Source organism: Cupriavidus sp. DL-D2, from assembly GCF_039710735.1.
Lineage (GTDB): Bacteria > Pseudomonadota > Gammaproteobacteria > Burkholderiales > Burkholderiaceae > Cupriavidus.
Genome location: NZ_JBDKXK010000024.1, coordinates 81,309 through 103,211 on the forward strand (window position 1 = coordinate 81,309; position 21,903 = coordinate 103,211).

Annotated in this window: 28 protein-coding genes; 3 read left to right on the forward strand and 25 right to left on the reverse strand. The window is 60.9% G+C overall.

Annotated elements, in window-relative coordinates; genetic code table 11:
- Positions 1 to 62: 62 nt before the first annotated feature.
- From msrQ to ABDB81_RS15325, 6 genes are all read right to left on the reverse strand, one after another.
- Positions 63 to 662, reverse strand: coding sequence for a protein-methionine-sulfoxide reductase heme-binding subunit MsrQ (msrQ, locus tag ABDB81_RS15300; RefSeq protein ID WP_346811934.1), 600 nt, complete (start codon positions 660 to 662; stop codon positions 63 to 65).
- Between the two features lie 59 nt (positions 663 to 721).
- Positions 722 to 1,720, reverse strand: a complete 999-nt coding sequence (msrP, locus tag ABDB81_RS15305; RefSeq protein WP_346811907.1) for a protein-methionine-sulfoxide reductase catalytic subunit MsrP — start codon at positions 1,718 to 1,720, stop codon at positions 722 to 724.
- A gap of 149 nt (positions 1,721 to 1,869) precedes the next feature.
- Positions 1,870 to 2,292, reverse strand: coding sequence for a hypothetical protein (locus tag ABDB81_RS15310; RefSeq protein ID WP_346811909.1), 423 nt, complete (start codon positions 2,290 to 2,292; stop codon positions 1,870 to 1,872).
- A gap of 202 nt (positions 2,293 to 2,494) precedes the next feature.
- Positions 2,495 to 3,718: a c-type cytochrome biogenesis protein CcsB gene (gene ccsB / locus ABDB81_RS15315; RefSeq protein ID WP_346811911.1), complete on the reverse strand. Its 1,224-nt coding sequence runs from the start codon at positions 3,716 to 3,718 to the stop codon at positions 2,495 to 2,497.
- A 61-nt stretch (positions 3,719 to 3,779) separates the two neighbouring features.
- Positions 3,780 to 5,999 (reverse strand): cytochrome c biogenesis protein ResB, encoded by a 2,220-nt coding sequence (locus tag ABDB81_RS15320; protein ID WP_346811913.1) that lies wholly within the window; start codon positions 5,997 to 5,999, stop codon positions 3,780 to 3,782.
- Between the two features lie 179 nt (positions 6,000 to 6,178).
- A complete protein-coding gene (locus ABDB81_RS15325) occupies positions 6,179 to 6,841 on the reverse strand; it encodes a c-type cytochrome (protein ID WP_137925272.1) in 663 nt (220 codons plus the stop codon).
- Between the two features lie 368 nt (positions 6,842 to 7,209).
- Here ABDB81_RS15325 and yihA point away from each other — a divergent pair, with 368 nt between their 5' ends.
- The 3 genes from yihA to ABDB81_RS15340 all read left to right on the forward strand — a co-directional run bounded on the left by yihA (position 7,210) and on the right by ABDB81_RS15340 (position 10,452).
- Positions 7,210 to 7,884, forward strand: coding sequence for a ribosome biogenesis GTP-binding protein YihA/YsxC (gene yihA, locus ABDB81_RS15330; RefSeq protein WP_137925271.1), 675 nt, complete (start codon positions 7,210 to 7,212; stop codon positions 7,882 to 7,884).
- A 291-nt stretch (positions 7,885 to 8,175) separates the two neighbouring features.
- Complete coding sequence (gene hemB / locus ABDB81_RS15335) at positions 8,176 to 9,168, forward strand: porphobilinogen synthase (protein ID WP_137925270.1); 993 nt, start codon at positions 8,176 to 8,178, stop codon at positions 9,166 to 9,168.
- Positions 9,169 to 9,192: 24 nt separating this feature from the next.
- Positions 9,193 to 10,452, forward strand: a complete 1,260-nt coding sequence (locus ABDB81_RS15340) for a magnesium transporter CorA family protein (RefSeq protein ID WP_160473072.1) — start codon at positions 9,193 to 9,195, stop codon at positions 10,450 to 10,452.
- Between the two features lie 13 nt (positions 10,453 to 10,465).
- On the opposite strand, the gene dsbD is transcribed toward ABDB81_RS15340, so the two are convergent.
- The 19 genes from dsbD to rplX form a co-directional block, all read right to left on the reverse strand.
- Entirely contained in the window at positions 10,466 to 12,460 is a 1,995-nt protein-coding gene (gene dsbD, locus ABDB81_RS15345) for a protein-disulfide reductase DsbD (RefSeq protein WP_346811916.1), read from the reverse strand.
- Positions 12,461 to 12,472: 12 nt separating this feature from the next.
- A complete protein-coding gene (gene cutA / locus ABDB81_RS15350) occupies positions 12,473 to 12,802 on the reverse strand; it encodes a divalent-cation tolerance protein CutA (protein WP_346811918.1) in 330 nt (109 codons plus the stop codon).
- 167 nt (positions 12,803 to 12,969) lie between these two features.
- On the reverse strand, positions 12,970 to 13,365 hold the full coding sequence (rplQ, locus tag ABDB81_RS15355; RefSeq protein WP_137925266.1) for a 50S ribosomal protein L17: 396 nt from the start codon (positions 13,363 to 13,365) through the stop codon (positions 12,970 to 12,972).
- A 160-nt stretch (positions 13,366 to 13,525) separates the two neighbouring features.
- Positions 13,526 to 14,506 carry a DNA-directed RNA polymerase subunit alpha gene (gene rpoA, locus ABDB81_RS15360; protein ID WP_019451037.1) on the reverse strand — a complete coding sequence of 327 codons (981 nt, stop codon included), beginning with the start codon at positions 14,504 to 14,506 and terminating at the stop codon, positions 13,526 to 13,528.
- Positions 14,507 to 14,681: 175 nt separating this feature from the next.
- Positions 14,682 to 15,305 carry a 30S ribosomal protein S4 gene (gene rpsD, locus ABDB81_RS15365; protein ID WP_137925265.1) on the reverse strand — a complete coding sequence of 208 codons (624 nt, stop codon included), beginning with the start codon at positions 15,303 to 15,305 and terminating at the stop codon, positions 14,682 to 14,684.
- Positions 15,306 to 15,587: 282 nt separating this feature from the next.
- Positions 15,588 to 15,989: a 30S ribosomal protein S11 gene (gene rpsK / locus ABDB81_RS15370; RefSeq protein ID WP_130393144.1), complete on the reverse strand. Its 402-nt coding sequence runs from the start codon at positions 15,987 to 15,989 to the stop codon at positions 15,588 to 15,590.
- A gap of 24 nt (positions 15,990 to 16,013) precedes the next feature.
- Positions 16,014 to 16,379, reverse strand: a complete 366-nt coding sequence (gene rpsM / locus ABDB81_RS15375; protein ID WP_010812377.1) for a 30S ribosomal protein S13 — start codon at positions 16,377 to 16,379, stop codon at positions 16,014 to 16,016.
- Positions 16,380 to 16,398: 19 nt separating this feature from the next.
- Entirely contained in the window at positions 16,399 to 16,515 is a 117-nt protein-coding gene (rpmJ, locus tag ABDB81_RS15380; RefSeq protein WP_008642959.1) for a 50S ribosomal protein L36, read from the reverse strand.
- 31 nt (positions 16,516 to 16,546) lie between these two features.
- Positions 16,547 to 16,765 carry a translation initiation factor IF-1 gene (gene infA / locus ABDB81_RS15385; protein ID WP_010812378.1) on the reverse strand — a complete coding sequence of 73 codons (219 nt, stop codon included), beginning with the start codon at positions 16,763 to 16,765 and terminating at the stop codon, positions 16,547 to 16,549.
- A gap of 30 nt (positions 16,766 to 16,795) precedes the next feature.
- A complete protein-coding gene (gene secY / locus ABDB81_RS15390; RefSeq protein ID WP_137925264.1) occupies positions 16,796 to 18,139 on the reverse strand; it encodes a preprotein translocase subunit SecY in 1,344 nt (447 codons plus the stop codon).
- Between the two features lie 49 nt (positions 18,140 to 18,188).
- Positions 18,189 to 18,623 carry a 50S ribosomal protein L15 gene (gene rplO / locus ABDB81_RS15395; RefSeq protein WP_137925263.1) on the reverse strand — a complete coding sequence of 145 codons (435 nt, stop codon included), beginning with the start codon at positions 18,621 to 18,623 and terminating at the stop codon, positions 18,189 to 18,191.
- 19 nt (positions 18,624 to 18,642) lie between these two features.
- A complete protein-coding gene (gene rpmD / locus ABDB81_RS15400; RefSeq protein WP_008642953.1) occupies positions 18,643 to 18,825 on the reverse strand; it encodes a 50S ribosomal protein L30 in 183 nt (60 codons plus the stop codon).
- Positions 18,826 to 18,835: 10 nt separating this feature from the next.
- Entirely contained in the window at positions 18,836 to 19,354 is a 519-nt protein-coding gene (gene rpsE, locus ABDB81_RS15405) for a 30S ribosomal protein S5 (protein ID WP_006160449.1), read from the reverse strand.
- A gap of 21 nt (positions 19,355 to 19,375) precedes the next feature.
- Positions 19,376 to 19,732: a 50S ribosomal protein L18 gene (gene rplR, locus ABDB81_RS15410; protein ID WP_061956591.1), complete on the reverse strand. Its 357-nt coding sequence runs from the start codon at positions 19,730 to 19,732 to the stop codon at positions 19,376 to 19,378.
- Between the two features lie 11 nt (positions 19,733 to 19,743).
- A complete protein-coding gene (rplF, locus tag ABDB81_RS15415) occupies positions 19,744 to 20,277 on the reverse strand; it encodes a 50S ribosomal protein L6 (protein WP_137925262.1) in 534 nt (177 codons plus the stop codon).
- 9 nt (positions 20,278 to 20,286) lie between these two features.
- A complete protein-coding gene (gene rpsH, locus ABDB81_RS15420) occupies positions 20,287 to 20,682 on the reverse strand; it encodes a 30S ribosomal protein S8 (protein ID WP_130393148.1) in 396 nt (131 codons plus the stop codon).
- Positions 20,683 to 20,709: 27 nt separating this feature from the next.
- Positions 20,710 to 21,015 (reverse strand): 30S ribosomal protein S14, encoded by a 306-nt coding sequence (rpsN, locus tag ABDB81_RS15425; RefSeq protein WP_008642942.1) that lies wholly within the window; start codon positions 21,013 to 21,015, stop codon positions 20,710 to 20,712.
- A gap of 9 nt (positions 21,016 to 21,024) precedes the next feature.
- On the reverse strand, positions 21,025 to 21,567 hold the full coding sequence (gene rplE / locus ABDB81_RS15430; RefSeq protein ID WP_019451027.1) for a 50S ribosomal protein L5: 543 nt from the start codon (positions 21,565 to 21,567) through the stop codon (positions 21,025 to 21,027).
- A 25-nt stretch (positions 21,568 to 21,592) separates the two neighbouring features.
- A complete protein-coding gene (rplX, locus tag ABDB81_RS15435) occupies positions 21,593 to 21,901 on the reverse strand; it encodes a 50S ribosomal protein L24 (protein WP_137925261.1) in 309 nt (102 codons plus the stop codon).
- Positions 21,902 to 21,903: the final 2 nt, after the last annotated feature.

Consider the following 21,903-nt stretch of genomic DNA (forward strand, 5'->3'; position numbering starts at 1 on the left):
ATGCTGCGACTACCGCACGTCGCCGTTTTTTCATGGCACTCCGGGACGACGTGCAGAAGCCGCTATGCCCGCTTGCCCCGCCACCACACCCGCGCTGCCAGCAGCACAAACACCACGGCAGCATAGATCGACACTTCACCAAAATCGTTCTTGCCGGCCTTGTGCCACCAGAAGTGCAGGATCGCCAGCACGGCGATGGCATAGATTGCCCGATGCAGGCTCTGCCACCGCTTGCCGCCGAGCCATCGCACCATAACATTGGCCGAGGTGGCAGCCAGCGGCACCATCAGCACGAACGCCGCAAACCCGACCGTGATAAACGGGCGTTTGCCGATGTCCTTGAGAATGGCCGCCAGTTCGAATCCTCGATCCACGGCCAGCCACAGCAGGAAGTGCTGCAGCGCGTAGAAGAACGTGAACAGGCCCAGCATGCGACGCAGCCGAAGCAACCAGTTCCAACCGGTCAGCCTGCGTAGCGGAGTGACAGCCAGCGTCACGCAGAGCATCACCAGCGTCCACGTCCCAGTGGACCGCGTCACGAATTCCAATGGATTGGCGCCGAACTGCGAGGTCGCGCCCAGGTACATCAATCGCGCGAACGGCAGCAATGCCAGCAACCACACCACGACCTTCACGGCACGCAGTTGCGCTGGCGTGGGCATCGCCAGCCCGCGCGCCTCGCCCGCACGCGTCGGGGTAGCCGACGGACCGCGCCCATCCATCAGAAGTTCTTCCTCAGATCCATGCCCTGATAGAGCGATGCCACTTGCGCGCCATAGCCGTTGAACGGCAGCGTCTTGCGCTTGGGCGCGAACAGCGCGGAGAAACCACCACCGCCTTTGTCCTCACCAATGCGACGCTCCGTGGCCTGGCTCCAGCGCGGATGATCGACATCCGGGTTCACGTTGGAATAAAAGCCATACTCATTGGCGGCGGCAAGGTTCCAACTCGTCGGCGGCTGCTTGTCGACGAAACGAATCTTCACGATCGACTTTGCGCTCTTGAATCCGTATTTCCACGGCAGCACCATCCGCACGGGTGCGCCGTTCTGATTGGGCAGCACCTCGCCATACAGCCCGAAGGTCAGCAGCGCCAGCGGATGCATCGCCTCGTCCATGCGCAGTCCTTCGCTGTACGGCCAATCGAGGACACTGCTACCCAAGCCCGGCATCTGCTTCTTGTCGGCCAGCGTGATGAACTGCACGAATTTCGCGCCGGGCTGCGGCTCCACGCGCTTGATCAGTTCCGCCAGCGGATATCCGATCCACGGGATCACCATCGACCAACCTTCCACGCAACGCAGCCGGTAGACACGTTCCTCCATCGGCGCGAGTTTCAGTAGCTCGTCGATGTCGTAGGTCTTGGGATGCTTGACCAAGCCTTCCACTGCCACCTGCCACGGACGCGGGCGCAACGTGCCGGCATTGCGGGCGGGATCGGACTTGTCCGTGCCGAACTCGTAGAAGTTGTTGTAGGTGGTGACGTCCTCGTAGGGCGTGCGCTTCTCGGTCACGACATAGGCGTTGTTCGGCGTGGCGGGCAGCCGCGCCAGTTTGCCGGGCGCGCCTTGCGCAAGCGCTGAACGCGAGAGCCACGTACCCGCCATCCCAGCGCCGCCGAGCGCCAGCAACTGCCGACGCGAAAGATATGTCTCCCGAGGCGTGATCTCGGATGCGGCAATGTCATCACCGCGCAGCCATTTGGGGGAAGGAATCAGCATGATGGGCAGCATTTATTCTGGACAATGCTGCATTGGACACGAAAACGGTCTCAAACGTGCGATGCCGCCCCCGACATTGCGACAAAAGGCCGCGCCCGCCCCTTCTACCCGGGAGCCGGCGCGGCCTTCTGGCGGGTCGCCGTGCCCGCTCAGGGCTTTGCGACGTGCCAGACGTTGTTCAGGTTGTCGCCTGCACGATCGCCAGCCTTGGCGTCCTTGGCAAAGCGATAGAGCGGCTTGCCCTTGTACGCATACTGGCGTGCGCCGTCGTCGCGCGTGATGATCGAATAATCGCCCGATGCCGTACGGCCGGGCTCTGCCAACAGCGGCGGCCAGTTGGTGGCACACGCGCCGTTGCAGACGCTCTTGCCACTGCTCGCCGTGTCGCGGTCAAACGTGTAAAGCGTCAGGCCCTGCGGATCGGTCAGTACGCCGTTGGTGACCTTGACGGTCGGCGGCATGTTTCCACCTCCCATTCCCATGCTCGCGCAACCGCCCAGCAGCAGCGCTGCCGTACCCAGTGCCAAGGCAGCCGGTCGCAATGCAGACATGGCGTTGTGACGAATAGTCATCTTCAAGTCTCCCTTCTCGGTCGGCGCCGACAACCGGTGCCGTTCACCCTCAGTAAACACCGAATGTGATGCGTTTGTCGCCGTCGAGTTCAAATAAATGTCGCCTGTGATGCGGGCGCTACTCGACAAAACCAACGAAAAAGAGCCCGTCGTATTGGACGGGCTCTTCGATCGACAAGCTCGGGTCCAGCGTCGGCGCGTCTCAGAGTTCGCCGTAGCTATGCAACCCCGAAAGGAACATGTTGACGCCCAGGAACGCAAAGGTCGTGACCAACAGGCCCACCAACGCCCACCACGCCGCCATGGTGCCGCGCAGCCCCTTCATCAGGCGCATGTGCAGCCATGCCGCATAGTTCAGCCACACGATCAGCGCCCAGGTTTCCTTGGGGTCCCAACTCCAGTAGCCACCCCACGCTTCGGCCGCCCACAGTGCGCCCAGGATCGTCGCAATCGTGAAGAACGCGAAGCCCACGGCGATCGCCTTGTACATCACGTCGTCGAGCAGTTCGAGCGATGGCAGGCGCTCCGCCATGATGCCGCGCTGCTTGAGCAGGTAGGCCACCGCCACCATTGCAGCCAGTGCAAACGTGCCGTAGCCAATGAAGTTCGCCGGCACGTGGATCTTCATCCACCAGCTTTGCAGCGCAGGTACCAGCGGCTGGATCTCCTGCGCATTGCGCGACACCGTGTACCAAAGCAGGAACGCCACCGCTGCCGACACTACCAGCATGACGAAGGCGCCCAGCGCGCGCGTGGCGTAGCGACGCTCGTAGTAAAGGTAGAACAGCGACGTGATCAGCGTGAAGAGGACGAAGACCTCGTAGAGGTTCGAGATGGGAATGTGACCGATGTCTGCGCCGATCAGATACGACTCGTACCAGCGCACCATCAAACCGGTAAAACCGAGGACCACGGCGGCCCAGCAGAGCTTGCTGCCGATGCTCGCGCCCGTTTCGGATCGCGTGATCAACGACACCCAGTAGAACGCCGTCGAGAGAAACACCAGCGCGCTCATCCACAGGATGGCCGACTGGCTCGACAGCAGATACTTCAGGAAAAATGCCTCTTCGGCACGCGCCAGGTTGCCCTGGTACATCTGGATCGCCAGCAGCGACAGTACGGCGATGCCTACCATCAACGGCCGCACCGCCTTCCAGTGCCAGCCAAGCAGCGCGAACGTCGGCACCGACGCAATCAGCACGGCCTTGTCGTAGACGTTCATCCAGTGTCCGTACTGCGCCAGCGCGAAGCCGGCACCCACGACCAGCAGCAGCGCAAAGGCCCAGTCAACCCAGGTCAGCCGGCGAAGGAACGACGGCTCCAGATATTCGGCATCGAACGATGCATCGGCCGGAGGGATATCGTGGGCTGCGACGTTCTGTCGCGCGGGCAGCCCGGGATTGGCGTGGTTCAGATTGGAGGACATGGCATTCCTGCTATGCGACGCTTGCGCGCCTGTTATATCTGCTGACTCTGCTGACTTTCTACTATAGCGACGCGCCGCGTTGATCATCGTGCGCTGATGCTTCGGATCGATGTGCTGCGGACGGCATCGCTACCGTGGCGCCGGCACCTACCGCGCGTCCGATATCGTCGCGCAGTGCCGTGAACTCCTTCTCGAAGTCGAGCGTGCGTCGCTGCGTGGACATCGCCATCATGACGTGACTGCCTGTCGCGTCGCTCTCGTCTTCGCGCCTGTCGCGCACCCAGACCCAGACCCGGCGCTCGCGAATGTAGAACATCGCGAACACGCCCAGCGTCAACAGCAGGCAGCCAAGATACACGATGTTTTTGCCCGGCGCACGGGTCATCTGGAACACGCTTGCCTTGACCTCCTTGAAGTCATCAAGCTGCAAAAATACCGGTGCCAGATAGAAAAAGCTGTCTGACAACGCGTTAATGGACTGCTGCAGGAATGCCGCACTTTGCGCATCATTCGGGATCGTCGGCTGCTTGGCCTGCTCACGCGACAGTTGCCACAATTCCCACATCGAACCATTCAGAATCTTCAGCAATACATCGGCGGCCTTCTGCTGCTCGCCCTGCGGCACGGACTTCTCCAGGAACGCCGCAATGGCCGTGAAGCCGCCCGGCGGAGAGTCCGGCGAAGGACGCGTGGCACCGGCAAACAGATCCATCGCACGCAAGGCGCTTTCGGCAAGCTGGCCACGCAGCGCTTCCTTGCCGGCCCCGGGCATCGAGGCTTCCGCAAACCGGCGTGCGGCCTGTTCACGCATCGCCTTGTCCTGCAGTGCCGCACGCAACCGCATCCAGTCATTCAGGCTGCGCTGGTCATCCGCGGGAATCCGCAGGTAACGGAACGACTCGCTAGGGGATTCGCGCATGCCAGCCAGGAATACCGTCTGTCCTTCGAGTTGCACCGGCAGCATGTAATTGTTGAACTCGCGCGCCTGACCGTTGCGATCACGCAGCTTGTACTGGACCGAGGGGCCGACGTTGCGCAGGTTCTTTTCCTTGTCGAGATTTACCGCAGAGCCCAGGTGCTGATCCAGCGTGCCGAGCGGCTTGCGCGCGACGCCGCGCACATCGGCCTTGCCCGAGCCATCGGTCACCGTCTCGACATTGATTTGCCGGAAATCGCTGAACTCGACGGTCAGGCCGTCGACGTCGGGACCCGTACCCGCAAGCTGCACGTTACCGCCCACCGTGCCACCGAGCGCGAAGGTGGCATGGCTGCTACCGGCCATCGGATAGCCCACGAATTTCAATTGCGAGCCGCCATCCTCGAAGCTCGACTGGTAAATCGCAATGCCATCGATCGTCAGCGGCTCGTTGACCTTGATCGTCGCCTCAGTCTGCTTGCCTGTTGCACGGTCGGTCACAATGACATCGGACGCAAACAGCTTGGGCATGCCGGTCGAGTAGTAGTCGACCGTGAACTTCTTGAGCATGATCGTGAACGGCAGGTCCTGCACCAGCGCGCCGTCCGCGACGTTGAGAATGGCCGTCGACACGGTAGCGCCCTCGGGCACGAACGCATTGCCACGGAATCCCGGGTTGCTCGTCGACAAACGATGCTGGGCCCCGATTTCGCTGATGAGGGCGTTGCCACTGATCGGCGACTTGCCGCCAAACCACATCTGCGCGCGAATCAGCATATCGCCATCGAGCAAACCGCCGATACAGATCACGACGATGGCTGTATGGGCAAGAATGTAGCCAAGCTTGTTCGCAGCCCCGGCCTTCGCCGCCAGCAGCGTGGCACCCTCATGCTCCACCGGCTTGATGCGATAACCCCGATTGCGTAGCAGTGCGGCCACGCGGCCGACCGCTTCCGCACGACCGCGTGGCGCGTCATATTCCCCGCGATGATGGAACGCACGGAGACTGCGCTCGCGCACATGGTCTTTCCACGAACGCATCTCGACCAGCATCTTCGGGGCGTTGCGGGAGATGCACAGCGATGTGGAAATCACCAGGAAGGCCAGGATCAACAGGAACCACCACGAGCCGTACACCTTCTGCAACGACAGCGTGTGGAAGAGATCAGCCCAGAACGGTCCGAACTGGTTGACGTAATTCGGATACGGCTCGTTCTGCTTGAGCACCGTGCCGATCACGCTGGCGATGGCAATCACCGTCAGCAGCGTGATGGCGAACCGCATCGAGGACAGCAACTCGACGGTATCGCGCAGGACGCGGTGGGAGGTCTTCAGGTGCAGCCCTGAAGTGGAAGGGTTCGACATGTGCGGAAACGCCTGAAATCCATGTGGCGCGAGTCTCTCGCGCCGGTGTGACGCCACGGTGCGGCGCAAAAAATGAAAAAGGGTGGACATGCTTCGGCAAGCAGGCCACCCTCTTCGATTGTTGCCCGCGTCTCCGGTTCATCCCACTACGGGATATACCGGATCGCGCGCGATACGACTTAACGGACGCCGGCGACGTAATCCGCCACCGCCTTGATCTCGGCATCCGACATCCTGGCGGCAATCGTGGTCATGACCGAATTGTTCTTGCGGGTGCCCTGGCGGAATGCCACCAGTTGTGCTTCGGTGTACTCGGAATACTGGCCTCCGATACGGGGATACTGCGCCGGAATCCCGGCGCCGGTCGGTCCGTGGCAGCCGGCACAAGCCGGGATACCCTTCGCGGCAATACCCGCACGGTAGATTTTCTGGCCCTGTTCGATCGTATCCTTGTTCTTGGCCGTGGCAGGCTTCAGTGGCTGCTTGGCCAGGTAGGCGCCAATATCACGCATGTCCTGATCCGACAGCGCGCCAGCGTAGAGCGACATGATCGGGTTGTCGCGCGATTTGGCCTTGAAATCGACAAGCTGCTTGTGTGTATAGTCGGCCTGCTGGCCAGCCAGCTTGGGATTGACTGCGGCGCTGCTGTTGCCAGCGGCGCCGTGGCAGGAGAAGCAGGCGGGAACATTGCGATCAGGGACGCCCTGTGTGTAAAGCGTTTCGCCCTTGGCGGGATCAGCTTTCGTGGTGGCGGCCTGCTCTGCGGCAGTTGCCAGCCCAGTCATTGCGCCAAGCGGAACAGCCAGCGCCATGACACCCAAAAGTTTCGCAATGCGGTTCATTAGTACACCTTGTCAGATTTGTTATGAACACCGTAATGCATGCCGCCGGTCGTCCCTTTCCTGACCCCTGCCTTTGTCCTGCCTGGCGGTGAGGAAGCGCCTATGTGAGCAGAAAAAACAGAGAGCCTGGTACCGCGTATGCGCAAGCCTTTGAATTGATCGCGAACAACTTCAAGCTCAAGCGATCGATTTAAAGCATTGCCGATGACATCCGGCAAGAATGCCACACGCCACCTGCTCAGGAGACCGTAAACCGGGTTATTGTACAATAAATCGCTTTCCGGATTGACTTAGGTCATTCTCTGTGGCGACGTCTGCACTGGCAGCTTGCCAAGTCCGGCTTTTCGCCCTCCTTACCGCATTCGCGCATGTCCCTTCTTCATCAGGCCCGCTTCTTCGATACCGTCAACCATCTGCGCGACCTGCCCGCCACGGCAGTGCCCGAGGTGGCGTTTGCCGGCCGCTCCAATGCCGGCAAATCGACGGCCATCAACACGCTGTGCAACCAGAAGCGCCTGGCTTTCTCGTCGCGCACGCCTGGCCGCACGCAGCACATCAACTATTTCACGGTGGCACCGGTCAAGGCCACCGATCCGCTTGCCTTCCTCGTGGACCTGCCCGGCTATGGCTATGCGCAGGTGTCGGGGAGTGCCAAGTTCCACTGGCAGGGACTGCTGTCGGACTATGTCCAGACGCGACAGCAACTGATGGGCCTGATCTTGATGATGGACGCGCGACGCCCTTTCACGGACCTCGATTGCCAGATGGTCGAGTGGTTCCTGCCCACGGGCAAGCCGATCCACGTGCTGTTGACCAAGGCCGACAAGTTGACGCAAAACGACAACACCAATGCGCTTCGGGAAACGCGGCGCATCCTGGCGAACTATTCCCAGCAGATGGACAACCCGCCGCCTCTGACTGCGCAGTTGTTCTCCAGCCTTAAAAGGCGCGGTATCGAGGAAGCCCAGCGCGTAGTAGCCGGATGGCTGGCGCTACCGGAAGCCCAGCCGCCCGAGCAGGGCACGGTCACGCCGCAACCCTGATTCCCTCGCGCATATTCCCGCAGCCATCCCCGCATTGGCCGGACAAAAAAAAGCCCCGTTGCAAGCAACGGGGACAAACTTTCCCACCGGTTCAGGGCGGGTACCCGCTCAGGGAGGAGTAGCGGGGGACACCGCGCTGCGCGAAGCAACACAAGGTGTCCGCGAGTATGATAGCGGGCAGGCACAAAAGTTCTTTTTTCTTTCGACGCTGTTTCCGGGTCACCGGCCGCGAGAGGTTCTGGTGACTTGCGTCGCGCATTTGTCCCCCGACTCACTCCCCTAGATTCAGCCATGTCCACTTTCCCCGAGTACCGCCCGCGCCGCATGCGCCGCGACGATTTTTCGCGCCGGATGATGCGAGAAAACCGCCTGTCGCCTGACAATCTGATCTATCCGGTGTTCATCCTGGAAGGCCAGAACAAGCGCGAAGCGGTGGCGTCGATGCCCGGTGTCGAGCGCGTCTCGGTGGACCTGCTGCTGCCCGTGGCCGAAGATTGCGTCAAGCTCGGCATCCCCGTGATCGCCCTGTTCCCCGTCATCGATCCGTCCGTGAAGACGCCGGACGGCATCGAGGCCACCAACGCCGACGGCCTGGTGCCCCGCGCCGTGCGCGCGCTAAAGGATCGTTTCCCCGAACTGGGCGTGCTGACCGATGTGGCGCTCGACCCGTACACGAGCCACGGCCAGGACGGCGTGCTCGACGAGAACGGCTACGTGATCAACGACATCACCGTCGAGCTTCTCGTGAAACAGGCACTGGTCCAGGCCGAAGCCGGCGTGGACATCGTGGCACCGTCCGACATGATGGACGGCCGCATCGGCGCAGTCCGTACCGCGCTCGAGGAGGCGGGCCACATCCATACGCGCATCATGGCGTATTCGGCCAAGTATGCCTCCGCGTTCTACGGCCCGTTCCGCGATGCGGTAGGCTCGGCCGCCAATCTGGGCAAGGGCAACAAGATGACTTACCAGATGGACCCGGCCAACACCGATGAAGCCCTGCGCGAAGTGGCCCAGGACATCATGGAAGGTGCGGACATGGTGATGGTGAAGCCGGGCATGCCGTATCTCGATATCGTCCGCCGTGTGAAGGACGAGTTCAGCTATCCGACCTATGTCTATCAGGTCAGCGGCGAATACGCGATGCTGAAAGCCGCTGCGCAGAACGGCTGGCTCGATCACGACAAGGTCATGATGGAGTCGCTGCTCGCATTCCGCCGAGCCGGTGCCGATGGCATCCTCACCTATTTCGCCCGCGATGCGGCGCGTCTGTTGACGGCCTGAGGCTCCGGCCCCGATATCGCCTGCATGCAACTACTTGGGTTCTCGGCCAGCCAGGTGCATCCGCTGGCCACCCTGGACGCGGCGCGTGACTTCCTGGCTGACAATGCGGCCGCGCGCTTTGTCTGGGCGGATTTCGCCACGGAAGAAGTCACTGCTGCGCCTGCGGCGTGGCGTGACAACCTTGTGGCGCTGACAGGTGCACCGATCCTCGACCTGCACCTCTCCGACGCCACCAATCCGGCGCATCCGTCATTCTTCGATACGACCAATGCGTACGACATGGTCATCTTCCGCAAGCTGACGTTTGAAACCAGTCGGCAGTTTGCGGAAGAGGAAGCGGAGCATGCAGGCGATGCCGCCGCGCAGGCATCTTCGGGCGCCACGCCCACCGCGGTCGAGCCGTCAGGAACACCGGTAACGCCAATGCCGGCGCCTCAGAAGGCAGCTCGCAAGTACGCACCCGGCTTCCTGCCCGCGCTGGCGAGGATCGACACCCAGCCAATCACTTTCTTCGTATTCGACACCGTGCTGGTGACCGTACGGCCGTCGCCGTCGCGTACGGTCGATCAGGTCCGGCAACGGCTGCTCGATACCTGCGGTGCGCCACGCATCGCCGCACCGCGTGCCAACGGTATCAGTGCGCTGGTGCATGGCGTGCGCCCGCCTACGCGGCCTGAAGACTTGATGCTGCGGCTGCTCAATGCCATGGTCGATCGTTACCTGGATCTGCGGGCGCCACTGACCCGCCAACTCGATCGCTGGCAGCGCGCGCTGCTCAGCACGCGCCGGAGCTTCTCCAGTTGGGAAGGGTTGCTCGACGCCCGCATCCAGCTACGCCGGCTTGAGCACCTGAGCGAGGAGCAACGCGATGCGCTACAGGAGTTTCGCGACAGCCTGCTGGACAATCGCTACAGCACCGAGGATGGCGAGAACGCCACAACGGCCAGTCGCGATGAAGTGCTGCTCGTCCGTCTGACCGATCTGATGGAGCACATTCTGCGTGTACTCGCCCACGCACGTCGGCTTGAAGACTCCATCGAATCGGCCGTGCAGATTCACTTCTCCGCCGTGGCGCACCGCACCAACCGGACGATGCGCGCACTCACCGTCATCACGGCCCTGTTCATGCCGCTGACGCTGATTACCGGCATTTTCGGAATGAACTTCGCGCGAATGCCATGGCTGCAGGAAACCAATGGCTTCTGGTGGACCATCGGACTGATGGGCGGCGTGGTTGCCACAATTGGCGGGATCTGGGCACTCAACCGCTGGCTGGAGCGATAGCCCGAGCTCAGGCTCAGGTCTGCGGCGCTTTGCCGAGGGCGCGCTCAAGACTATCGAGGAAGCGATTCGCCGACTGGTAGCCAATCACCCGAACGGGTCGCTCCCGGCCATCCGCACCGAACAGGATGATGCCGGGTGGCCCAAACAGACCAAAGCGCTTCAGCAGCGCCTTGTCATCGGCGTTGTTTGCAGTCACATCGGCCTGCAACAACACGACGTTCGCCAGTCGGGCTCGCACCTTGGGATCGGGGAACGTCAGTTTCTCCATTTCCTTGCAACTGACGCACCAGTCCGCATAGAAATCTAGCAACACTGGTCGACCCGCAATTGCAGCCTGTGCCACGCGGGCATCGAGCTCCGCTACGCTGCGCACGCGCTCGAAGCGCACTTCATCTTTGGACTGTCGACTACCCACCGCTCCCGTCACTGCGCCGATATGCGAGAGCGGCTGCAGCGGATCGCGCCCACCTGACGCTACACCCACAACCTGGATCGCACCGGCCAGTGCAGCAACGAGACCAAGCCCTTTGCCCAGCCGCAGTAAGCCGCGCGCGTCCGGCGCCAGCGCATCGAACGCACCGAGATATACAGACGCCACGATCAACAACGCGGCCCACGCGAGCATTACGATCCACGACGGAAGTACCGGCGTCACCATCCAGATCGCCAGACCCAGCAGCATGAATCCGAAGAAGCGCTTGGTCGCCTCCATCCACCTCCCTGCGCGTGGCAGCAGATTGCCCGCACCCACGCCTACGAGGATCAACGGCACACCCATACCAAGGGCGATGGCCAGCAGTGCGGCACCGCCAGTCAACGCGTCCCCCGTTTGTGCGATGTAGGCCAGCGCACCGGCCAGCGGCGCGGTGACGCAAGGTCCGACTATCAACGCGGAGATAGCGCCCATTGCCGCTGCGCCGGCGATCTGTCCGCTCTGGCGCCGGTTCGAACTGGCTGTAAGCCCACTCTGCCAGCGTTGCGGCAACTGCAATTCGTAGAGGCCAAACATCGACAGCGACAGCGCGACCATCAGCAAGGCAAATGCGCCCAGTATCCAGGGTGTCTGCAGCGCGGCTGACAGTCCTTCACCCGCCAGCCCTGCCGCCACGCCCACCGCCGTATAGACGACGGCCATGCCGAGCACATACGCCAGCGACACGACGAAGGCCCGGCCACGCGTCACATGTTCCCCGACGACGATCGACGACAGGATTGGCACCATCGGCAACACACAGGGCGTAAAGGTCAGCAATAGGCCAAGGCCGAAGAACAGGCCGGCGATCAAGGCAAGGTTGCGTGTAGCCAGTGCTCCGGCAATACGGTCACCGTCGTCAGCCGTCAGGTTGCGCCTCACCGGTGCCGCCGCTGATCCGGGTACATCCGGCGGGACGGCAGAGCCAACTGCGGCGTCTGCGCTGGACTCGCCGGGGTTGGACTGAGGCGCCGCACTGCGATCACCAAACAGCTTGCCAAGTACCGAGCCGCCAACCTTGTAGACGCTTTCCATCGGCGGATAGCACAAGCCCTTGTCGGCACAGCCTTGCGACGTCACGACCAGGCTCCATTGCCCGTCGGCGGGAATCTGCTGCACAGGCACCTTGATCACCACGGTGCCGCGGTAGGTTTCCATGTCCTTGCCGAACGTCTCGTCGAAATGGACCTTTCCCTGCGGCAATTCCGGTATGCCGAGCCTGACATCCTGTGGCTTTGCGGCAAACGCGAAGCGCTCCCGATACAGGTAGTAGCCATCGGCGACGTCGAAACGGATCTCGACGGTCTTCGTATCGAGCGGCTTCGCTGAAAAACGGAATGCCTGATCGGGTGGCAGGAAATCATCCTCGCTCGCTGCGTGTGCCGGGCTCCATGCGAACAGGCAGACCAGCATCGCCAATATCGCGATCAGCAACGCAGCCGATGGTGCGGTGATATGACGCAGGCTTCGCCATGCGAAGAATGACGTCGCAGCCTTCGGCATGTCTGCATCGACCCAGTTACCCGACATTCCCATGAATCATTCCGTTCAGTTTGTAGGAGGCACTGCCGCATTGCCGGCGGCCTCGCCCCGGACCCAGCCCAGATAGGCTGGCAAGCCAGCCGCCAGCGGCCACGCGACGACCTCTGGCACGTCGTATGGATGCACGGCGCTGATGACGGCTTCAAGCGCCTCGTATTGGCCTGCCGTCGTCTTGATCAGCAGCGGATACTCCTGCGCCTGTTCCAGCTTGCCCTGCCACCAGTATTGGGACTGGCAGGGCGCCAGCCGGTTCACGCACGCCGCCACGCGAGCCTCGAGCACGGCGCGCGCTACCCGCGCCGCAGAGGCTTCATCGGGCAGGTTGGTCATCGCCATCCAGACCGATTCTGAAGGGGCCGCAGCCGATGCAACATGAGCAGATTCTGAATCTTTCATGACGAGTGGGTCGTGTGGTGCGCACAAAACAATCGAGCCAGGCAATTGCCTGGCTCGATTGTAGTGCGGTGTCCGATAACCCGTCAGCGACGGGCTGCGGCGTTCACTTACTCTGCGGCTTCGTCAGCCGGAGCTTCCGTGATTTCCGGACGATCCACCAGCTCGACCAGTGCCATCGGCGCATTGTCGCCCTGACGGAAGCCGAACTTCAGGATACGGGTGTAGCCGCCCGGGCGAGCGTTGTAACGCGGGCCCAGTTCGTTGAACAGCTTCGTGACCATGTCGCGGTCGCGCAGACGGGCAAATGCCAGACGGCGGTTTGCAACGGTGTCCTTCTTGGCCAGCGTGATGAGCGGCTCGACAACCTTGCGCAGTTCCTTGGCCTTCGGAAGCGTGGTCTTGATCAGCTCGTGCTGGAACAGCGAGTTGGACATGTTGCGCAGCATCGCGAGACGGTGCGACGAGGTGCGGTTCAGTTTCCGCAAACCATGACGGTGACGCATGATGATTCCTTTCGATTACAGTGTTTGACCAGCTCTTCTATCGCCGCCGCATGCACAACGCAGCTACGGCGCGGGCCGGTAGTGCTTCCCAGCCCCGTACGACATTGCACGGGACGCGAATGACATGCGGAACCGCCTCGCGGCCGTTCCGCACCGTCAATTACTTCTCCAGACCTGCGGGCGGCCAGTTCTCGAGCTTCATGCCGAGTGTCAGACCACGCGAAGCCAGGACTTCCTTGATCTCGTTGAGCGACTTGCGACCCAGGTTCGGGGTCTTGAGCAGTTCGTTCTCGGTACGTTGGATCAGGTCGCCGATGTAGTAGATGTTTTCGGCCTTCAGGCAGTTGGCCGAGCGCACCGTCAGTTCGAGATCGTCCACCGGGCGCAGCAGGATCGGATCGATCTGCGGTGCGCGGCTCGAAGCAGCCTCGGCAGCCGATTCCGTGCCTTCCAGTGCGGCAAACACCGACAGCTGGTCGACCAGGATACGTGCCGATTGACGAATCGCTTCCTCCGGCGAGATGACGCCGTCGGTTTCGATGTTCATCACGAGCTTGTCCAGGTCGGTACGCTGTTCCACACGCGCCGATTCCACGGCGTACGAAACACGGCGAACCGGCGAGAACGATGCGTCCAGGACGATGCGGCCAATAACCTTGCCGGATTCGTCACCAAACTTGCGCACGTTGCCCGGCACATAGCCGCGGCCTTGCTCGACCTTGATCTGCATGTCCAGCTTCCCGCCTGCGGACAAGTGAGCAATGACATGACCCGGGTTGATGATTTCGACGTCGTGCGGCAGCTCGATGTCGGCAGCCGTAACAATGCCTTCACCGTCCTTGCGCAGCGAGACCGTGACTTCGTCGCGGTTGTGGAGCTTGAATACCACGCCCTTCAGATTGAGGAGCAGATTGACGACGTCTTCCTGCACGCCATCAATAGTGGAGTACTCGTGGACCACCCCAGCGATCGTGACCTCAGTCGGGGCATAGCCGACCATCGACGACAGCAGGACGCGACGCAGGGCGTTACCAAGCGTATGCCCATAACCGCGCTCAAACGGCTCCATCACGACTTTGGCGTGGTGGTCGCCCAGCGGTTCGACGGCGATGATTTTAGGTTTGAGGAGTGCTGTTTGCATTAGGTTGTCCTTTTCAATACCCTCGGCTCGTTACACCGATAAGGCTGACGTTTGGAACCTGAAAAAGCCCATCGCATGATGGGCAATAAGCCCGACGCGCCACAGAGCGCGTCGGGCTGAAAGCGAAGCCTTGTACGAAAGGCAAGCGCTAAACCGTGCGAGTACCGGTCCGCGATTAACGCGAATACAGTTCGACGATCAGGCTTTCGTTGATATCGCCAGAGATATCGGCGCGATCCGGGACTTGCTTGAACGTGCCTTCGAACTTCTTCGAATCGACATTCACCCAGGTCGGGAAGCCCGATTGCTCGGCCAGCGACAGCGACTCGGCGATGCGGACTTGCTTCTTCGATTGTTCGCGGATCGTCACGACATCGCCCGACTTGATCTGGGCCGACGGGACATTCAGGGTCTGACCGTTCACCAGAATCGCCTTGTGCGACACCAGCTGACGCGCTTCAGCGCGGGTCGAGCCGAAGCCCATGCGATACACGACGTTGTCCAGACGCGATTCCAGCAGTTGCAGCAGGTTCTCACCCGTGTTGCCCTTGCGGCGATCGGCTTCGGCAAAGTAGCGGCGGAACTGACGCTCGAGCACACCATAGATGCGCTTGACCTTCTGCTTTTCGCGCAGTTGGTTGCCATAGTCCGACGTACGGGCGCCCGACGTGCGGCCATGCTGACCCGGCTTGCTGTCCAGCTTGCACTTGTCAGCCAGCGAGCGGCGTGCGCTCTTCAGGAACAGGTCAGTGCCTTCGCGGCGGGAAAGTTTGGCCTTCGGGCCGGTATAACGTGCCACTTTATCTTCCTTTGATCGATCGCGACGCCATCAGGACGCGCCGCGAGTCCGTCACTTGTGTGACAGACGGTGGGCTTATGGTTCTTCATCCGCCAGCACCAAGGCAAGCGGAGGCAACGCAAAAGCATGACGATATCGCCCGCAGGAAAGCTACGCTTTCGTTGTGCGAGCGCAAAACGAAAACCTGCCGCAATGAACTTGCAGCAGGTCAACGCGCGATACTACCACAGTACCGGAGTTAGGGGGAAAACCCCCAACCTCACCTCCGGTTAGCCTCGACGCTTAGATACGACGGCGTTTCGGCGGACGGCAGCCGTTGTGCGGCACTGGCGTCACGTCTTCGATGATAGCGATCTTGATGCCGAGCGCGTTCAGCGCGCGGACAGCCGATTCGCGACCCGGACCCGGGCCCTTGATGCGCACTTCCAGGTTCTTGATACCCTGGTCTTGCGCCACGCGACCGGCATTTTCTGCTGCGACCTGGGCTGCGAACGGGGTCGATTTACGCGAACCCTTGAAGCCTTGGCCACCGGCAGTTGCCCACGACAGGGCATTGCCCTGGCGATCGGTGATCGTGATGATGGTGTTGTTGAACGAAGCGTGGACGTGTGCGATGCCGTCGGCAACGTTCTTCTTGACCTTCTTACGCGCGCGCTGAGCGGCGTTATTCGGACCTTTTGCCATTCGATTCTTCCTATGCCTTCGGCTTTACTTCTTCAGTGCCACGCCGGCCTTGCGCGGACCCTTGCGAGTGCGTGCATTGGTGCGGGTACGCTGACCGCGCATCGGCAGACCCTTGCGGTGACGCATGCCACGATAGCAACCAAGGTCCATCAGACGCTTGATGTTCATCGTGGTTTCACGACGCAGGTCACCCTCGACCGTGACCTTGCCCACTTCGTCACGAAGCTTTTCCAGGTCGGCGTCGGTCAGATCCTTGACCTTCTTGTCAAACGGTACACCGGTAGCCTCGCAAATCTTGCGGGCGCGCGAGCGGCCGACACCATAAATGGCCGTCAGACCGATTTCGGTGTGCTTATGGTTCGGGATGTTAACCCCTGCGATACGTGCCATTCGTCAATCCTCTTTCCGATTAGCCTTGGCGTTGCTTGTGGCGGGGATCCGACGAGCAGATCACGCGCACGACACCGTTGCGCTTGATGATTTTGCAGTTGCGGCAAATGCGCTTCACAGAAGCCAGCACTTTCATGATTTTCCTCTTCCTTCAATTCCTGTTCGCTTCACTTCGTCCGGAAGACGATCCGTGCGCGTGACAGATCATATGGAGTCAGCTCAACCGTCACCTTGTCACCCGGAAGAATCCGGATGTAGTTCATTCGCATCTTGCCGGAGATATGGCCGAGTACTACATGGCCATTCTCAAGCTTGACGCGGAACGTCGCGTTGGGGAGATTTTCCAGGACCTCCCCTTGCATCTGGATGACGTCGTCTTTTGCCATACCTGGTGCAATCCACCAACCTCGGCTTTATCAGCGCAAGGTCAGGTTACCCTTGAAATTCGCCTTCTTCAGCAGCGACTCGTACTGCTGCGACATGACATAGGACTGTACCTGCGTCATGAAGTCCATCGTGACGACCACGATGATCAGCAGCGAGGTTCCGCCAAAGTAGAACGGAACGTTCCAGCGCAGCACCAGGAATTCCGGCAACAGGCAGACCAGTGTGATGTAAATCGCACCAGCCAGCGTCAGGCGCACCAGGATCTTGTCGATATAGCGCGTCGTTTGCTCGCCCGGACGGATGCCCGGAATGAAGGCTCCACTTTTCTTCAGGTTATCTGCCACTTCCCGACTGTTGTACACAAGAGCCGTGTAGAAGAAGCAGAAGAAAACAATCGCAGTCGCATACAGCAGGATATACACCGGCTGGCCGGGAGACAGCGTTGCGGCGAGGTCTTTGATGACCCGCCCCACCGACCCCGTCGAGTCCGACGTGAACCAGCCTGCAATCGTCGCCGGGAACAGAATGATCGACGATGCAAAGATCGGCGGAATCACCCCTGCCATGTTCAGCTTCAGCGGCAGGTGCGACGACTGACCGCCGTACACCTTGTTGCCGACCTGACGCTTGGCATAGTTCACCAGAATCTTTCGCTGGCCGCGCTCCACGAAGACCACAGCGAATGTCACACCGATCACGATCGCGACGATGAAAATTGCCGCGATGATGCTCATCGACCCCGTACGAACCAGTTCGAACAGCCCGCCGATCGCATTGGGAAGCCCCGCCGCGATACCGCCGAAGATGATGATCGAGATACCGTTGCCCAGACCTCGCTCGGTGATCTGCTCACCCAGCCACATCAGGAACATCGTACCGGTCACCAACGTGATCACGGCCGTCGCCCGGAACATCAGCCCCGAATCGATGACCAGACCCGGCTGAGACTCCAGCGCTACCGCGATGGACAGCGCCTGGAACGTAGCGAGGATCACCGTACCGTAACGCGTGTACTGCGTGATCTTGCGTTGCCCCGCCTGCCCTTCCTTCTTCAGCGCTTCCAGCTGCGGCAACACGATCGTCAGCAATTGCATGATGATCGACGCCGAGATGTACGGCATGATGCCGAGCGCGAAGACGGTAAAGCGCGACAGCGCACCGCCCGAAAACAGGTTGAACATCCCGAGGATGCCACCCGACTGACTCTGGAAAAGCTTCGCAAGCTGGTCCGGATCAATCCCCGGCACCGGAATATGTGCACCGATGCGGTAGACGATCAGAGCCAGCACCAGGAACATCAGCCGACGCTTGAGATCGCCGTACTTAGCTGTGTTCCTGGCCTGCGAGCTTGCATTGGGTTTCGCCGTGGCCAAACGATGCTCCGACTGTGACTTCGCCTATGCTGCGAATGCTATGCGTAAATTACGCTTCGACTTGGCCGCCCGCGGCTTCGATCGCAGCCTTGGCACCAGCGGTGGCACCCAGACCCTTGATCGTTACCTTGCGCGTCAGCTCGCCGGCCTTGATGACCTTTGCGTTCTTGACCAGTTCGCCCACCAGGCCAGCTTGCTTCAGGACCAGCAGGTCCACTTCAGCAGCTTCCAGGCGTTCGATGTCACGCAGGGTCACTTCGGCGTTGAAGGCCTTGGTCAGCGAGGTAAAACCACGCTTCGGCAGACGACGATACAGCGGCATTTGACCGCCTTCGAAGCCGACCTTGTGGAAGCCGCCCGAACGCGACTTCTGACCCTTGTGACCGCGACCAGCCGTCTTGCCCAGGCCGGAGCCGATACCGCGGCCGACGCGACGCTTGGCGTGCTTCGAACCGTCGGCCGGTTTCAGGTTGTTAAGTTGCATGTTGCTCTCCGAGTCCTGATCAGGCCAGAACCTTCACCAGGTACGAGACCTTGTTGATCATGCCGCGCACGGCGGGCGTGTCCTGCAGCTCCGAAACGGAGTTCAGGCGACGCAGGCCCAGGCCACGTACGGTGGCGCGATGATCCTCGCGCGTGCCGATGAGGCTGCGCACGAGTTGCACTTTTACGGTTTTCTGCGACATTTCGTTCACCTTAGCCGAGGATGTCTTCAACCGACTTGCCACGCTTGGCGGCGATTTCGCCCGGCGTGCTCATCTTTTGCAGACCATCGAGGGTGGCGCGAACCATGTTGTAAGGGTTCGTCGAACCGTGCGACTTGGTCACAACGTTCGTCACACCCATTACTTCGAAGATCGCGCGCATCGGACCACCAGCGATAACACCGGTACCTTCCTTGGCGGGCATCATCAGCACCTTTGCGGCGCCGTGCTTGCCAACGACTTCGTGCTGCAGCGTGCCGTTCTTCAGCGAGACCTTGACCATCTTGCGACGGGCTTCGTCCATTGCCTTCTGCACGGCTACCGGAACTTCCTTGGCCTTGCCCTTGCCCATGCCGATGCGGCCATCGCCGTCACCAACCACGGTCAGCGCAGCGAAACCGAGGATACGACCACCCTTCACCACCTTGGTGACACGGTTGACCGAAATCATCTTCTCGCGGAGGCCGTCGTCGCGTTCGTCCTGTTGGACTTTTGCTTGCATCTTTGCCATGACGTATCTCTCTCTGAGCGCTTAGAACTTGAGGCCGGCTTCACGCGCGGCATCAGCCAGGGCCTTCACGCGACCGTGGAAGCGGAAGCCGCCGCGATCGAACGCAACGGTTTCCACGCCAGCGGCCTTTGCCTTCTCGGCAACGCGCTTGCCCACCAGGGTGGCGGCGGCAACGGTAGCACCGCTGCCAGTCAGTTCCTTGCGCACTTCTGCCTCGGCGGTCGAAGCCGAAGCCAGCACTTGCGTGCCGCACGGCGAGTACACCTGAGCGTAAATATGCGAATTCGTACGGAACACGGTCAGACGATTGATCTTCAGTTCCGCGATCTTGGCGCGGGTCTGACGTGCACGGCGCAAACGAGCGTCTTTCTTGTTCATCATTGGACCCCTTACTTCTTCTTGGTTTCCTTCAGGATGACGCGCTCGTTGGCATAACGAACACCCTTGCCCTTGTAGGGCTCAGGCGGACGGTATGCGCGAACTTCCGCGGCAACCTGACCGACTTTCTGCTTGTCAGCACCCTTGATCACGATCTCGGTCTGCGTCGGCGTTTCAGCCTTTACGCCTTCCGGCATTTCGTGAATCACATCGTGCGAGAAACCAAGCTGGAGCTTCAGCGCGGAGCCTTGCAGTTGAGCGCGGTAACCCACGCCAACCAGGTTCAGCTTGCGCTCGAAACCGGTGGTCACACCCTTGACCATGTTTGCCGCCAGGGCGCGCATGGTGCCTTGCAGGGCGTTAGCTTCACGCGATTCGTCGGCCGGTTCGAACGTCAGGTTGCCTTCGGCAACGTTGACCTTCACCAGGCTGTGAATCGGCTGGGACAGCGTACCCAGCGGGCCCTTCACGGAGAGCACGCCAGCCGCCACGTTCACTTCAGCGCCTTTCGGCAGCGCGATGGGAGCCTTACCTACACGGGACATGTTTGCTCCTTACGCGACGTAGCAGAGAACTTCACCGCCCACGCCAGTGGCACGTGCCTTGCGGTCGGTCATCAGACCCTGCGGGGTCGAAATGATCGCCACACCCAGGCCGTTCATCACTTGGGGGATGTCGCTGCGGCCCTTGTACACGCGCAGGCCGGGCTTCGAGACGCGTTCAATGCGTTCGATAACCGGACGACCGGCGTAGTACTTCAGACCAATGGTCAATTGCGCCTTGCCGCCATCTTCCGCCACCGAGTAGTCGTCGATATAGCCTTCGTCCTTGAGGACCTTGGCGATCGCAACCTTCAGCTTCGACGAGGGCATGGCCACCGACGCTTTCTGCACGCCTTGAGCGTTGCGGATGCGCGTCAGCATATCGGCGATAGGATCGCTCATGCTCATACTGTTTCTCCTGTAGCCTGTGCGTAATTACCAGCTGGCTTTCGTCAGACCCGGAATTTCGCCCTTGAAGGCGATCTCGCGGATCTTGTTACGCGCCAGGCCAAACTTGCGGAAGGTACCGCGGGGACGACCGGTGATCGCGCAGCGGTTACGCTGGCGAGTCGGGTTAGCGTTGCGCGGGAGCTTTTGCAGCTCGAGACGCGCCAGATAACGCTCTTCTTCCGACTTCTCTTGGTCGTCGATAATGGCCTTGAGGTTTGCGCGCTTGTCGGCGTACTTCGCCACGAGCTTTGCGCGCTTCTTCTCACGTTCAATCAGAGCCAATTTAGCCACGGTTACCCCTTAATTACGGAACGGGAACTTGAACGCATTCAGGAGAGCCTTGGCTTCCTCGTCGTTCTTAGCCGTCGTCGTGATGCTGATATTCAGACCACGCAGTGCGTCAATCTTGTCGTACTCGATTTCGGGGAAAATGATCTGCTCTTTCACACCGATGTTGTAGTTGCCACGACCGTCGAACGAACGGCCCGACACACCACGGAAGTCACGCACGCGCGGCAGGGCCACGGTCACGAAACGATCGAGGAATTCGAACATGCGCTCACCGCGCAGGGTCACCATCGCACCGATGGGGTAGCCCTGACGGATCTTGAAGCCGGCGATGGCCTTCTTGGCCTTCGTCACCACGGGCTTCTGACCCGCGATCTTGGTCAGGTCGCCAACGGCCAGTTCAATGACCTTCTTGTCATTGATGGCCTCACCCAGACCCATGTTCAGGGTGATCTTGGTGAAACGCGGCACTTCCATGACCGACTTGTAGCCGAACTGCTTCATCAGCGCCGGCACAACTTGTTCTTTGTAAAACTCTTGCAGACGTGCTGTCATGCTCAACTCCTATCTGTGCCCAGAATCAAGCGGCCAGGACGGCACCGGTCGTCTTCAGCACGCGCACACGCTTGCCGTCTTCGACCTTGATACCGACACGCGACGGCTTGCCATTGGCATCCACGAGCGCAACGTTGGAAATATGCAGCGGCATCAGCTTGTCGACCACGCCACCGGTGGTACCCAGCATCGGGTTCGGGCGAGCGTGCTTCTTCGCAACGTTCACACCGTCAACCACGAGCTTGTCGCCTTGCACTGCCTGGACGACACCGCGCTTGCCCTTATCCTTACCGGTCAGCACGATGACTTCGTCGCCTTTGCGAATCTTGTTCATGG

Excerpts from the sequence above, each read along its gene's own strand:
- rplO (WP_137925263.1), bottom strand. The coding sequence starts at position 18,623 with ATGCAACTTAACAACCTGAAACCGGCCGACGGTTCGAAGCACGCCAAG.
- infA (WP_010812378.1), bottom strand. The coding sequence starts at position 16,765 with ATGGCAAAAGACGACGTCATCCAGATGCAAGGGGAGGTCCTGGAAAAT.
- rpsE (WP_006160449.1), bottom strand. The coding sequence starts at position 19,354 with ATGGCAAAGATGCAAGCAAAAGTCCAACAGGACGAACGCGACGACGGC.
- yihA (WP_137925271.1), top strand. The coding sequence starts at position 7,210 with ATGTCCCTTCTTCATCAGGCCCGCTTCTTCGATACCGTCAACCATCTG.
- rpmD (WP_008642953.1), bottom strand. The coding sequence starts at position 18,825 with ATGTCGCAGAAAACCGTAAAAGTGCAACTCGTGCGCAGCCTCATCGGC.
- msrQ (WP_346811934.1), bottom strand. The coding sequence starts at position 662 with ATGCCCACGCCAGCGCAACTGCGTGCCGTGAAGGTCGTGGTGTGGTTG.
- ABDB81_RS15310 (WP_346811909.1), bottom strand. The coding sequence starts at position 2,292 with ATGACTATTCGTCACAACGCCATGTCTGCATTGCGACCGGCTGCCTTG.
- hemB (WP_137925270.1), top strand. The coding sequence starts at position 8,176 with ATGTCCACTTTCCCCGAGTACCGCCCGCGCCGCATGCGCCGCGACGAT.
- rpsM (WP_010812377.1), bottom strand. The coding sequence starts at position 16,379 with ATGGCACGTATCGCAGGGGTTAACATCCCGAACCATAAGCACACCGAA.
- rplE (WP_019451027.1), bottom strand. The coding sequence starts at position 21,567 with ATGACAGCACGTCTGCAAGAGTTTTACAAAGAACAAGTTGTGCCGGCG.
- cutA (WP_346811918.1), bottom strand. The coding sequence starts at position 12,802 with ATGGCGATGACCAACCTGCCCGATGAAGCCTCTGCGGCGCGGGTAGCG.
- rplQ (WP_137925266.1), bottom strand. The coding sequence starts at position 13,365 with ATGCGTCACCGTCATGGTTTGCGGAAACTGAACCGCACCTCGTCGCAC.
- rpoA (WP_019451037.1), bottom strand. The coding sequence starts at position 14,506 with ATGCAAACAGCACTCCTCAAACCTAAAATCATCGCCGTCGAACCGCTG.
- rplR (WP_061956591.1), bottom strand. The coding sequence starts at position 19,732 with ATGAACAAGAAAGACGCTCGTTTGCGCCGTGCACGTCAGACCCGCGCC.
- rpsH (WP_130393148.1), bottom strand. The coding sequence starts at position 20,682 with ATGAGCATGAGCGATCCTATCGCCGATATGCTGACGCGCATCCGCAAC.
- ABDB81_RS15320 (WP_346811913.1), bottom strand. The coding sequence starts at position 5,999 with ATGTCGAACCCTTCCACTTCAGGGCTGCACCTGAAGACCTCCCACCGC.
- rpmJ (WP_008642959.1), bottom strand. The coding sequence starts at position 16,515 with ATGAAAGTGCTGGCTTCTGTGAAGCGCATTTGCCGCAACTGCAAAATC.
- rplX (WP_137925261.1), bottom strand. The coding sequence starts at position 21,901 with ATGAACAAGATTCGCAAAGGCGACGAAGTCATCGTGCTGACCGGTAAG.
- ccsB (WP_346811911.1), bottom strand. The coding sequence starts at position 3,718 with ATGTCCTCCAATCTGAACCACGCCAATCCCGGGCTGCCCGCGCGACAG.
- msrP (WP_346811907.1), bottom strand. The coding sequence starts at position 1,720 with ATGCTGATTCCTTCCCCCAAATGGCTGCGCGGTGATGACATTGCCGCA.
- ABDB81_RS15325 (WP_137925272.1), bottom strand. The coding sequence starts at position 6,841 with ATGAACCGCATTGCGAAACTTTTGGGTGTCATGGCGCTGGCTGTTCCG.
- ABDB81_RS15340 (WP_160473072.1), top strand. The coding sequence starts at position 9,193 with ATGCAACTACTTGGGTTCTCGGCCAGCCAGGTGCATCCGCTGGCCACC.
- dsbD (WP_346811916.1), bottom strand. The coding sequence starts at position 12,460 with ATGGGAATGTCGGGTAACTGGGTCGATGCAGACATGCCGAAGGCTGCG.
- rpsK (WP_130393144.1), bottom strand. The coding sequence starts at position 15,989 with ATGGCAAAAGGTCCGAATAACGCCGCTCAGCGCGCGCGTAAGAAGGTC.
- rplF (WP_137925262.1), bottom strand. The coding sequence starts at position 20,277 with ATGTCCCGTGTAGGTAAGGCTCCCATCGCGCTGCCGAAAGGCGCTGAA.